General features: G+C 67.7%; 9 protein-coding genes, 2 tRNA genes and 1 pseudogene. 9 read left to right on the top strand and 3 right to left on the bottom strand.

Features of this window, described 5'->3' with window-relative positions; all coding sequences use genetic code 11:
• The 6 genes and pseudogenes from WDW90_RS19560 to WDW90_RS19535 form a co-directional block, all read left to right on the top strand.
• A partial coding sequence (locus tag WDW90_RS19560) for an SDR family oxidoreductase (RefSeq protein WP_336489125.1) occupies nt 1-259 on the top strand: 259 nt, incomplete at its 5' end.
• A 10-nt stretch (nt 260-269) separates the two neighbouring features.
• Nucleotides 270-1,280 carry an alcohol dehydrogenase catalytic domain-containing protein gene (locus WDW90_RS19555; RefSeq protein ID WP_336489124.1) on the top strand — a complete coding sequence of 337 codons (1,011 nt, stop codon included), beginning with the start codon at nt 270-272 and terminating at the stop codon, nt 1,278-1,280.
• A gap of 226 nt (nt 1,281-1,506) precedes the next feature.
• Complete coding sequence (locus WDW90_RS19550; protein WP_336489123.1) at nt 1,507-2,217, top strand: ImuA family protein; 711 nt, start codon at nt 1,507-1,509, stop codon at nt 2,215-2,217.
• Complete coding sequence (locus tag WDW90_RS19545) at nt 2,207-3,667, top strand: Y-family DNA polymerase (protein ID WP_336489122.1); 1,461 nt, start codon at nt 2,207-2,209, stop codon at nt 3,665-3,667. The genes WDW90_RS19550 and WDW90_RS19545 overlap by 11 nt, the downstream gene beginning before the upstream one ends.
• Nucleotides 3,664-7,032, top strand: a complete 3,369-nt coding sequence (locus WDW90_RS19540; protein WP_336489121.1) for an error-prone DNA polymerase — start codon at nt 3,664-3,666, stop codon at nt 7,030-7,032. The genes WDW90_RS19545 and WDW90_RS19540 overlap by 4 nt, the downstream gene beginning before the upstream one ends.
• A 167-nt stretch (nt 7,033-7,199) precedes the next feature.
• Nucleotides 7,200-7,274 (top strand): annotated as a pseudogene (locus tag WDW90_RS19535) (IS5/IS1182 family transposase); the annotation flags it as partial.
• Between the two features lie 402 nt (nt 7,275-7,676).
• Here WDW90_RS19535 and WDW90_RS19530 read toward each other — a convergent pair.
• Nucleotides 7,677-7,753 (bottom strand) — tRNA-Arg (locus WDW90_RS19530).
• 397 nt (nt 7,754-8,150) lie between these two features.
• Between WDW90_RS19530 and WDW90_RS19525 the strand changes: the two genes are divergently transcribed.
• The 3 genes from WDW90_RS19525 to WDW90_RS19515 all read left to right on the top strand — a co-directional run bounded on the left by WDW90_RS19525 (nt 8,151) and on the right by WDW90_RS19515 (nt 9,606).
• Nucleotides 8,151-8,615 (top strand): MarR family winged helix-turn-helix transcriptional regulator, encoded by a 465-nt coding sequence (locus WDW90_RS19525; RefSeq protein WP_336489126.1) that lies wholly within the window; start codon nt 8,151-8,153, stop codon nt 8,613-8,615.
• Nucleotides 8,616-8,931: 316 nt separating this feature from the next.
• Nucleotides 8,932-9,390 (top strand): NUDIX hydrolase, encoded by a 459-nt coding sequence (locus tag WDW90_RS19520; RefSeq protein ID WP_336489120.1) that lies wholly within the window; start codon nt 8,932-8,934, stop codon nt 9,388-9,390.
• A 141-nt stretch (nt 9,391-9,531) separates the two neighbouring features.
• Nucleotides 9,532-9,606: transfer RNA gene (locus WDW90_RS19515), tRNA-Thr, on the top strand.
• Between the two features lie 434 nt (nt 9,607-10,040).
• Here the strand turns inward: WDW90_RS19515 and WDW90_RS19510 are convergent.
• Both WDW90_RS19510 and moaC read right to left on the bottom strand, forming a co-directional pair.
• A complete protein-coding gene (locus tag WDW90_RS19510) occupies nt 10,041-11,270 on the bottom strand; it encodes a molybdopterin molybdotransferase MoeA (RefSeq protein ID WP_336489119.1) in 1,230 nt (409 codons plus the stop codon).
• The gene (gene moaC / locus WDW90_RS19505) at nt 11,267-11,764 is read right to left on the bottom strand and encodes a cyclic pyranopterin monophosphate synthase MoaC (protein WP_336489118.1); all 498 of its coding nucleotides are present in this window, start codon (nt 11,762-11,764) and stop codon (nt 11,267-11,269) included. Before moaC ends, WDW90_RS19510 begins: the two co-directional genes overlap by 4 nt.
• Nucleotides 11,765-11,785 lie beyond the last annotated feature (21 nt).

The raw sequence follows: 11,785 nt of genomic DNA, 5'->3' as shown, positions 1-11,785 counted from the left end.
GACGCGCGCCATCGCGGAAGCGTGGTCGTCCCGCGGGGTCACCTGCAACGCGATCGCGCCGGGCTTCTTCCCGACACCGCTTACGCGCGCGGTGTTCGACGATCCCGAGCGCGCGGCGCGCAACGCCGCCCAGACGGCCGCTGGCCGAAACGGGGAACTCGCGGATCTCTACGGCGCGGCGGTCTTCCTGGCCTCGAACGCCTCCGCCTACGTCACCGGGCAGACCCTGCCGGTGGACGGCGGCTTCACGGCCAAATGAGGAGCCCGCAATGAAAGCCCTCGTCTATACAGGCCCGCACGCACTCGCTCTACACGATCTGCCCGTCCCTAGCCCCGTCCCCGGCGAGGCCTTGATCCGAGTCGAGGCGGTGGGGATCTGCGGCTCGGACATGCACGCCTACCACGGCCACGATTCGCGCCGGCCGGCGCCCCTGGTGCTCGGGCACGAGGCCGCCGGTCGGATTGTGGGAGGCCCGCGAGACGGCCGGCGCGTCACCATCAATCCGCTCGTGACCTGCGGCACCTGTGTCGCCTGCACGGCGGGGCGCTCCCATCTCTGCCCGGACCGCCAGATCCTCTCGATGCCGCCGCGGGCGGGGGCGTTTGCCGAGTATGTCTGCGCGCCCGAGAGCAATCTCGTCGAGATCCCCGAGGATCTGCCTATCGTGAAGGCCGCGCTCGCCGAGCCGCTCGCGGTCTCCTACCACGCCGTCAATCTGGGGGCGCGCCTCCTCTGCCGCCCCCTCTCCGGTGCGGATTGCGCCGTCCTCGGCGGCGGTGCGATCGGCCTCGGCGCCGCACTCGTGCTGGCGATGCAGGGCGCTCGGACCGTCAGCCTTGCCGAACCGAATCCTGAGCGGCGCGCCACGATCGCGAGGGCGGCGTCAGGCGTCCGCTGCTACGGCCCGGACGAAGTTGGGCGGCCCGTGGAGGGCAGCGCGGACCTGATCGTCGATGCCGTCGGAAGCCGGGCGACGCGCGCGGCGGCGAGCCGCCTCACCCGGCCGGGCGGCGTGATCGTGCATGTCGGCTTGCTGCCGGGCGACGAGGGCCTGGATATCCGCAAGCTCACCTTGCAGGAGATCGTCGTGTCCGGTTCGTACTGCTACACGGGGCAGGAGTTCCGCGACATCGTTGGGATCATCGCGGCGGGGCGCCTCGGCGCCCTCGACTGGGCGGAGGAGCGGGCCCTGGCCGACGGGGTTGCGGCCTTCGCGGCCATCGACGCGAACACGACCGCATCGCCGAAGATCGTGCTTCGACCCCACGGCGCCCCTTGATAGCCGCGGTCGTCGCGTAGCGGATAGGGCTGCGCCAACGCTGTCCACGCCCTAAACGGCTATGATGTCAGCGATGGGTTGACTCCTCGCACAAGCAAAGCTGCTATAGAACAAATAGGGAACAAAACCTGTGCAGCAGCCTCTTACCCTGCCCGCGTTGCGCCGCGCCATCATGGCTTTGGAGCCTGGCGCCGTCACCTCCGCGAGGATGCCGTTCGAGACCGGTATGCCTGAACTCGACGCGTGGCTTGGAGGCGGTCTGGTTCGTGGCGTCCTGCACGAGATCTATGCCAGTCACGTGCGCCACCCCGCTGCGGCGACTGGCTTCGCTCTGGGCTTGGCGCTCCGGGCCTCGGACCGGCGTCCGCTCGTCTGGATACACCAGGATCGGGTCGAGGCGCGGGTGGGAGGGCTCTACGGCGATGGGCTCGCTGAGTTCGGGCTCGATCCATCGCGTCTCGTCGTGGTGCGGACGCGGGACCCGACCGGAGCCTTGAGGGCCGTGGACGAGGCCGCGCGCTGCACGGGCCTAGGCGCGGCTCTCGTTGAGATCTGGGGCGAACCGAGGATCCTCGATCTCAAGGCAAGCCAGCGGCTGACGCTGGCCGCGCGCGCCTCGGGCGTGACGCTCCTCATGATCCGGCTCGACGCCAGCCCCTGTCCGAGCGCGGCGGCGACCCGCTGGAGGGTCGCGACCGCGGCCTCGATCCCCTTCGAAGCGAAGGCGCCCGGCCGTCCCACTTTCGCTGCCGCCCTGCTGCGTCACCGGGCGGGGCTCAATCCGCGCACTTGGCACCTGGAATGGGACCGTGACAGCCTGTCCTTCTCAAGCGCCGACACACCCGCAGCCGCGCCGCTACCTCGCCCTGTGGTTTCCCTTCCTGTCGTCGGACCGGATCCGGCCGAGGACGATGCGCGATGGCGGCGTGTCGGCTGAGCCCCTCGTCCTCGTCGAGCAGGCCGGGGGCGCCTCGCGGCTCGCGGCCGTCAATCGACAGGCCATGGACCTCGGTCTGCGTCGGGGCCAGACGCTCGCCGATGCCCGCGCTTGCATCCCCGATCTCCAGGCGTTCGATCACGATCCTGCGGCGGATGCGGCGCTGCTCGGCCGCATGGCCGCGTCCTGCGAGCGATGGACGCCTCTCGTCGCCCTCGATCCGCCGGACGGGCTCATCCTCGACGTGACCGGCTGCGATCACCTTGCCGGCGGCGAGGCGGCGCTGCGCGGGGAGAGCCTGGATCGCTTCCGCCGAGCCGGCTTCGCGACACGCGCCACCATCGCCGGCACACCGGATGCCGCGCGCGCCCTCGCTCGGTTCGGCCGCGCTGCGGTGGTGCCGCCGGGGGGCGAGGCAGCCGCTATCCGGCCTCTGCCGGTCGTGGCGCTCGGGCTTCCGGCGGATACCGGAGCGGCGCTGTCGCTGGCCGGCCTGAAGCGCCTCGGCGACCTCGCCGACCTGCCGAGCCTGCCTCTGGCGGCTCGATTCGGCGAGGATTTGGCAACGCGGCTGCGGCGGGTTCAGGGCCGGGAAGACCGCCGCATCACGCCGCTGCGGCCTCGTCCCGCCTGCTGGGCGGATCAAGTCTTCGCCGAGCCCATCGCTCATCGGCCCGCGGTCGAGTTGGCGCTGCAATGGCTGGCCAGCGCGATCACGCGGCAGCTCGAAGCCGCCGGCGAGGGCGGCCGTGCGTTCGAGGCTAGCTTCTTCCGCAGCGACGGTGCGGTGCGGCGGATCGGGGTTCGGACGGGCCGGCCGCAACGCGATGCCGCGACGGTCCTGCGCCTCCTGCGCGAGCGGCTCGACGCGCTCACCGATCCCCTCGATCCCGGTTACGGCTTCGACCGCGTCCGGCTCATCGTCCCTGCCGCTGAGCCGCTCAACCTGCTTCAGCCGCGCCTCGACGGAGGGACGGACTCGGATGACACGGTCTCCGATCTCGTTGACCGGCTCGTGGCGCGCTTGGGCTCCGCTCGCGTGCTCCGCTTCGCCGCGGCAGACACACATGATCCGCTGCGCAGTTCCAGGCTCGTGCCGGCGGCGGATGCACCGGCGCGCCCTATGCCCTGGCCCGTACCGGAGCCGTGCGAGCCTCCGGCGCGGCCGCTTTACCTCTTCGATCCGCCGCAAGTCATCGAAACCCTCGCCGAAGTGCCCGACGGGCCGCCCCTGCGCTTCCGCTGGCAGAGCGTTCTTCACACGATCGTCCATTCCGAGGGTCCCGAGCGCATCGCCCCGGAATGGTGGCGCGAGGCGGGCGACGCGCCGACGCGGGACTATTATCGGGTCGAGGATGCGCAAGGGCACCGCTTCTGGCTCTTCCGCGCCGGGCTCTACGGCCGCGAGAGCGGGCGCCCGCGCTGGTACCTGCACGGTCTGTTCCCGTGAGGGACGCCGTCCCGCCCTATGCGGAGCTTGCGGCCGCGACGAACTTCTCCTTCCTGCGCGGCGCCTCGCACCCGCGGGACATGGTGCTGACCGCCCTCCTGCTCGGCCAGACTGGGATCGGGATCGCCGACCGCAACACCGTCTCTGGCGTAGTGCGGGCCCACAGCGCCCTCAGGGAATTGCGGGCGGAGGGCGCGCCGCCGCCTGGGACAATCCGCGAAGGGTCGGGACCCGGCGAGGTCGCTCGAATCCCGCATCCCGCAACGGCCGGCGATCCAGCCGCGCGGGAGGCGCTCAGGCGTCGCGCGGAAGCGTTCACCCTTGTCGTCGGCGCGCGGCTCGTCTTCGCCGACGGGACACCGGACATCGTCGCCTATCCCACAGACCGCGCCGGCTGGGGGCGTCTGTGCCGCCTCCTCACTCTTGGCAACCGCCGCGCCGGGAAGGGCGCCTGTATCCTTCGCCGCGACGACCTTCTCACGGACCCGGGCGGGCTCCTGCTCGTCGCCCTGCCCGAGCGGCGCCTCGACGGGGTTCCCGCCACTCTCGCGCAGCTCGCGGAGGCCGCGCCCGGCGCCGTCTGGCTCGCCGCGGCCCTGCACCGCCGCGGTGACGATCTCAGGCGGCTCGCCCGGCTCAAGGCCCTGGCGCGCGGCGCGCGCGTTCCGTTGCTGGCCGTCAACGACGCGCTCTACCACGAGCCCGGTGCCAGCGACCTCCAAGACGTCCTCGTTTGCATCCGGGAGGGCGTGACAATCGACGCGGCCGGCCGCTGTCTCGAGGCCAATGCCGAGCGGCACCTCAAGCCCCCGCGGGAGATGGCGCGCCTGTTCCGGGAGGCGCCCGAGGCGCTCGCGGAGACACAGAACCTCATCGCCCGCATCGGATTCACCCTGGCCGAGCTGCGCTACGACTATCCCGATGAGACGGTCCCGCCGGGCTGGAGCGCGCAAGCGTGGCTGGAGGAGCAGACTTGGCGGCGCGGCGCCATCCGCTATCCCGACGGCATTCCCGAGAAGATCGAGGCGCTCCTGCGGGAGGAACTCGCCCTCATCGCCAAGCTCGACTACGCCCGCTACTTCCTGACGATCCTCGACATCGTGCGGGTCGCCGAGGACAAGGGCATCCTCTGTCAGGGGCGGGGCTCGGCGGCCAATTCCGCCGTCTGCTACGCGCTCGGCATCACCGCCGTCGACCCGAACGAGCACGACCTCCTGTTCGCGCGCTTCATCTCGGAGGAGCGGCGCGAGCCGCCCGACATCGACGTCGATTTCGAGCATGAGCGGCGCGAGGAGATCATCCAGCACATCTACTCCCGCTACGGCCGGCACCGGGCCGGCATCGCGGCGACCGTGATCCATTACCGGCCGCGCAGCGCCATGCGCGAGGTCGGCAAGGCGCTCGGCCTGACCGAGGACGTCACCGCCCGCCTCGCCTCGACCCAGTGGGGGAGCTGGGGCTCGCAGATCCGGAACGCGCATGTCCGCCAGGCGGGGCTCGATCCGGACAACCCCTTGATCGCCCGCGCGCTGAGCCTCGCCCGGCGCCTCATCGGCTTCCCGCGCCACCTCTCGCAGCATGTCGGCGGCTTCGTGCTGACGCGCGGGCGCCTCGACGAGACCGTGCCCATCGGCAATGCCGCCATGGCGGAGCGCACCTTCATCGAGTGGGACAAGGATGACATCGACGAGCTCGGCCTGATGAAGGTCGACGTGCTGGCGCTCGGGATGCTGACCTGCATCCGCAAGGCCTTCGACCTGATGCGCGCGCACGGGCTCGGCGATCACGACCTCGCCGGCATCCCGCAAGGGGACAAGGCCGTCTACTCCATGCTGCAGAAGGGGGATTCGGTCGGCGTCTTCCAGGTCGAGAGCCGGGCGCAGATCAACATGCTGCCGCGGCTCAAGCCGGAGACGTTCTACGACCTCGTCGTGCAGGTGGCGATCGTGCGGCCGGGCCCGATCCAGGGCGACATGGTGCATCCCTATCTGCGCCGCCGGGCCAAGCTGGAAGAGGTCTCCTTCCCGTCCCCAGCTCCGGGAAAGGGAGATCCTGACGAACTCCACAAGGTGCTCGAAAAAACCCTCGGCGTGCCCCTGTTCCAGGAGCAGGCGATGCGGCTCGCCATGGTCGCGGCCGAGTTCACGGACGTGGAGGCGAATCGGCTCCGCCGGGCCATGGCGACCTTCCGCAATGTCGGCACCATCGAGACCTTCGAGACGCTGATGGTCGAGCGCATGGTGGCGCGGGGTTACCAGCGGGATTTCGCGCAGGCCTGCTTCGAGCAGATCAAAGGCTTCGGTTCCTATGGATTTCCGGAGAGCCACGCGGCCTCCTTCGCCAAGCTCGTCTACATCTCAGCCTGGCTAAAATGCCATCACCCGGCGGCGTTCGCCTGCGCGCTCCTGAACGCGCAGCCCATGGGCTTCTACGCGCCCGCGCAGATCGTACGGGACGCGGCCGAGCACGGGGTCGAGATCCGCCCGGTCGACGTCAACCACAGCTTTCACGACAACGCGCTGGAGCGCGACGGCGGCGGGGATTTCGCTCTGCGCCTCGGCTTCCGCCAGATCGAGGGTCTCGGCGAGGCGGATGGCCTGCGCCTCGCCGCGGCGCGCGGCGCTCCGTTCGGCGACGTCGAGGATCTTGCCGCCCGCACGCGCCTTCCAAGGCGCGCCCTGGAACAGCTCGCCGCGGCAGACGCGTTCCGGTCCCTGGGGCTTGATCGGCGCGCTGGCCTTTGGGCCGTGCGCCGCTTGGCCGACGGACCGCCCCTGCCCCTGTTCGCCGCGGCGGCGGCGCGCGAACTCGGACCGGAACCAGATGTGCAGCTGCCCGAGATGCCCCTCGGCGCCCATGTGGCGGCCGACTTCCGGGCCCTGCGGCTCTCGCTCAAGGCCCACCCGCTGGCGATCCTGAGGCCAGTCTTCCGGGCCGAGCGGGTGGCGACCTGCGCCGAGGCGGCGGCCCGCCCCGACGGCGCCTTCTGCCGCAACGCCGGCATCGTCCTGGTGCGCCAGCGCCCCGGCGCGGGCAAAGCCATCTTCATCACCCTTGAGGACGAGACCGGCATCACCAACGTGATCCTGTGGGCGCGCACTTTCGAGCGATTCCGCCGCCAGGTCATGGGCGCCCGGCTCCTCCTCGTCGAGGGACGGGTGCAGAAGAGCCGTGAAGGCGTGACGCACCTCCTGGCCGAACGCCTGTTTGATCGCAGCAATGAACTGACACGGCTGTCGGAAGACCACGAACTCGCCGTCCAACGCACGCGCGCGGATGAGTTCACCCACCCCCAGCAACCGCGCGGCCTGCATGGACATCCCCGCACCATGCGTATCCTGCCGAGATCTAGGGATTTCCACTGAAGCTGCGACTTTACATGAAAGCGGTGAGTTCGCAGTTCAGAGGTCTGAGCCGAACCCGGGCGTTGCGGAAGCTGCGTGGAGTGCACCCTGTCTGTCCGGTCAAAACGGGGTGCGGTTCACTGCGGTTTCGTGTTTCAGGGCCACCGTTTTGCAGCAGGGAGGTGGCGATGGCAGACCTGTTCCGGCTCTCGGATGAACAATGGGCGGTGATCGAGCCGTTCATGCCCCGCAGACAGCCTGGAGCCGGGCTTCACGCGCGACGTGTCGTGGGTAGGCCATTTCGGGACCAGCAACCTGCCGATCGCGCTCGCAAGACCTGAGGACTGGAGCGTGCCAAGCTGCTCATCCTGCGCAGTTACGAAGCGTCCTGAGCGGCGGGCCATTCGCGGAAGCAATCGAACGGCAGTCGTCCCAGACCTGGCGTATGAGGGTCATGCATAATCCGAGTGTCAGGAGCAGTTCGGAACATCGAGAAAAGGTCTTGGAGCAGGCGCATAAGTACCTGAGTCACACCACATCTTGCTTCGTGTGCCGCAGCCGACGCGAGAACGGCGCCAAGCACGACACAGGCGCGACCAACGGTGCGCGAAGCACCGATAGCACTGTCGCCACCCCAGCTAAGCTGTTCAGATCACGAAGAAAAGTGGCGCGCCCGAAAGGATTCGAACCTCTGACCCCCAGATTCGTAGTCTGGTGCTCTATCCAGCTGAGCTACGGGCGCGCGGTGGACCGAGGCAATGTGTTCCGCGCCGGTCGGGAGCGGTGTCTAGAGGCTCCGCTCGCCCTTGGCAAGCCCTCCCGAGTAGGATGCACCGATTCGCCGAGTTCTCGGTGGGACACAAGGCGAGACAGGCCGGATCGCTCTAAAATCGGATGTCTGCGCGTTGTCGATTTCCGTTGTCGGGCACCGTCTGGGTACGATGCGCGACAGAGCGCGACCCCCGCCTTTAGCGCCAGCGCCAGGGCAGCCAAAGCCGCATGATCGCGCGGAGCGTGCGGAAGAATTCTGCGTATACCTGACCGCATGGCATCGCGTATCGTGTTATGCAGGAGTGGCCGGATGGACAGGCTCGCGCCAGACGCGTGCGGTCTCGGTGCGGCCGGATGGCATGGTGTTTATGGTGAATGCTCCCAAGAAAGCTGGATCGCTGAGGGATCCGCTGCTGCTCGACAATCAACTCTGCTACGCACTCTATGCAGCCGCGCATCGGATGACGAAATCCTATCGCCCGATGCTGGAGCGAATTGGGCTCACATATCCGCAATACCTCGTGCTGTTGGTTTTATGGGAGACAGATGGCGTTACGGTCTCAGAAATCGGTCGTCGCCTGCGCCTCGACTCCGGCACGTTGACGCCTGTTCTCAAGAGATTGGAAACCGCTGGCCTGCTCGTGCGCAACCGCCGCCAGACCGACGAGCGAGAGGTGGAAATTACCCTGACCGCGCGCGGCCGCGCCTTGAAAGCGGACGCGGCCGACGTGCGGCAGGCCGTCATGTGCCAGCTCAACCTCACCGAACCCGAAGTGCAAGCGATGCGGGCAGATCTCAATCAGCTTATCGAGAGCCTGAGCGCGAACGGTTGAGCGACAGGCTTCCCAGAACCGCCTGCATGCCGATCGAGCGATACCAGCGGTGCCCCGCTCTTCGTTTGCCGGTTAAATTTTCTATTTTGACCAAGCGCTGTTTAGGCCTAATGCGGGAACAGGCACCGCTCGCAGGACGTTCAGGCTCTCCTGAACGGGCTCTTGCTGCAGCATGGCCGCCATCGTTCGTCAGCGCGGGATGCCACAGCCTTGCTGACGTGCGGGCGACAATCGGCCCAAATCAGTGATGCTCATGCGTCTTAAATTTTGGAAGAGCGCTCCGTCCTAATTCGACGCAGGGTCTTATTTTTGCATCATGACGGCAATCCCGGTTGACAGTGAGCGCGAGCCGCGGCGGCAAGTCGGCGCCCTGCCGTTCCGCAGGGGGCCCGACGGGAGTTTCATGGTGATGCTCGTCACGTCGCGGGAAAGCCGGCGATGGGTCATACCCAAAGGCTGGCCTATGAAGGGCCGTAAGCCGTTCGAGGCGGCTGCCCGCGAGGCCTACGAGGAAGCCGGTGTCATCGGGCATGTCGGCAAGCGTCCGCTCGGCTTCTATCTCTACGAGAAGCGCCTCAAGAACCGCGACGCTGTGCTTTGCCAAGTCAAAGTTTTCCCCCTCGAGGTGCGCAAGCATCTGAAGCGCTGGCCCGAGCAGCACGAGCGCGAGATTCGCTGGTTCACGCCGTCCGAGGCGGCGGAAGCCGTCGTCGAGCCGGGTCTTGCCGGAATCATCCGAGCGACTCTCAAGCGCGAGGCGGGCCCTCCGGAGTGAATGGGATGGTGTCGAAGCCCGTGCTCGTCGGATTCGACGATATGACCAAAAGGCTGCATCCGGCGATTGCCAAGCCGACGCCAATCCGCTAATGCCCCACCCGGTCAGACGGAAACGCCCACCGAACCGTCTCCCCGGCCTGCTGCGGTAGCTCAGTGGTAGAGCACCTCATTGGTAATGAGGAGGTCGAGAGTTCAATCCTCTCTCGCAGCACCAGTTTTCTCACTGTTTCATCAGAATGTTTTCTGCCTGGCGGAAGCAATGCTTTCCACAACAGACTAAGCGCTCTCACCTGATATCATCGATGCTTGGTGAAGTTGTCGCAACGGCCACGCAAGATAGCACGACCGAGCGCAGCGACCGCGCACAAGCTGCGCCCTTCCGCGGGTGGCGAGCCAGACCGAGGCAATCTCTTTAGAAGCCATTATGTGTTTGCCTGCGAGCCCCGAAGCCGTTCGCGGTGGTAGGCACAATCGCAACGGGTGTCTGAGGCCGATCGACCCGGATTGAGCGAGATAAAACGCAATCGCCTCTCGATCGTGTCCCGCATGTCCGCGATCGTCGAGATACCCGATCGCGGGCACTCTCGAGCGTCTCTCGATGTTGTCGCACGCCCTTCTCGGGAACAGCGCGCTCGCCTCGGAGAGGGATCAGGTCAGGTTGCGATCAAGCCGGATGATGCGGCAAGGATCACCGGATTTCGCAGCCTTAGCATGCGGCTCTCGAATCAAAAGCGCTTCCGAATGTCCGAGGACGGAGAGCATCGAGGAATCTTGGCGCTCCTCAGGATGGGCGATCGGCACGCGGTCAGATGCTAGGTCGAGACGTGCGCGCATGTAATCCGCGCGACCGTCATTGGCAGCAACAGCCCGGCCCAGCGTCGCCGGTTCGCTTCTGTCCGCGCCGGCGCCGGGATCCCCCAGCATCGCTCGGATTGCCGGCACGACGAACAGAATTCCACAAACGATCGCCGAGACTGGATTTCCGGGGAGGCCGACCACCGACATGCGTCCCAGGTGTCCGTGCATCAGCGGTTTGCCGGGCCTCAACGCTATGCGCCAGAACGCGAGGTCCAGTCCCTCGCGGAGGAGCGCCGATTGCACGAGGTCGTGATCACCGACCGAGGCGCCGCCGAGGGTGACGAGCAGATCGGCGCGCAGATCGCGGGCTCGGCAGATTCCGGCTTCGAGGGCAGGCAGAGAATCGCCTGCGATGCCAAGATCGATCGCCATTCCACCGGCCGATTCGACCAGCACCGAGAGCGCGAGCGCATTCGAGGCGATGATCTGGTCCCACGCGGCCACCGTCCCGGGCGCCACGAGCTCGTCTCCCGTCGCCAGGATGGCAACCCGTGGTCTGCGCCGAACGGCGAGGTGGCCGTGACCGGATGCTGCCGCGAGGGCAAGACGACGCGCGTCGAGCGTCTCTCCGGCTCGGAGCAGCATCTCGCCTTCGCTGAAATCGAGGCCGCGCCTCCGGATGAACCGGCCGGGTACAACGGTCTCGCGAGCGCGGACCTGTGCACCGTCCCGCGTGGCGTCCTCCTGGATCAGGATCGCGTCCGAACCCATGGGTACCGGTGCTCCCGTGAAAATCCGTACAGCTTCGTGCGAGCCGATCGAACCCGGGAATCCATGGCCGGCGGCACTCGTGCCGACGACATGCAGAACTGTTGGGCCTTGGCGGAGATCGACGCTGCGCACGGCGTAGCCGTCCATGGAGGAGGCGGGAAACGGAGGTTGCGTACGCAGGGCCGCAACGTCGGCGGCGAGCGTTCGCCGGCCGGCTTCCGCGACAGATACCTGCTCGGCCTCGACCGGTAACGCCACGCTCGCGAGGATTCGGGAAAGCGCTTCGGCGACCGGCATGAGGTCCCTCACGCTTGCGACCCCGTGAGTTCGTCGGCGCGGAATGTTCCGGAGCGTCCGCCGTCCTTCGCCAGCAAACGGATGCCCTCGATCCGCATGCCGCGATCAACGGCCTTGACCATGTCGTAGACCGTCAAGCATGCGACGGATACCGCCGTGAGCGCTTCCATCTCGACACCGGTGGGGCCCTGGACCTTGACCTCGGCGACGATGCGTAGCCCCGGCAGGGTGTCGTCCGCCTCGCACTCGACATGGACCTTCGCAAGCAACAGCGGATGGCACAGCGGAATCAAGTCATGTGTGCGCTTCGCGGCCATGATTCCAGCAAGCCTCGCAGTGCCGATCACGTCGCCCTTCTTGGCGTCGCCCTCCCGGATGAGGCGAAGCGTCTCGGGCCGCATCAACACCATGCCCGCAGCCCGCGCCGTGCGCGCCGTGACGGGCTTGTCCGTGACGTCGACCATGTTGGCCGAGCCGCTCGCATCGAGATGGGTGAGGCCCGTCATTCCTATTGATCCTGCCAGAAG

The sequence above is a fragment of the Methylobacterium nigriterrae genome (assembly GCF_037106235.1).
Taxonomy (GTDB): domain Bacteria; phylum Pseudomonadota; class Alphaproteobacteria; order Rhizobiales; family Beijerinckiaceae; genus Methylobacterium; species Methylobacterium nigriterrae.
This window is presented reverse-complemented; position numbering and strand designations above follow the sequence as displayed.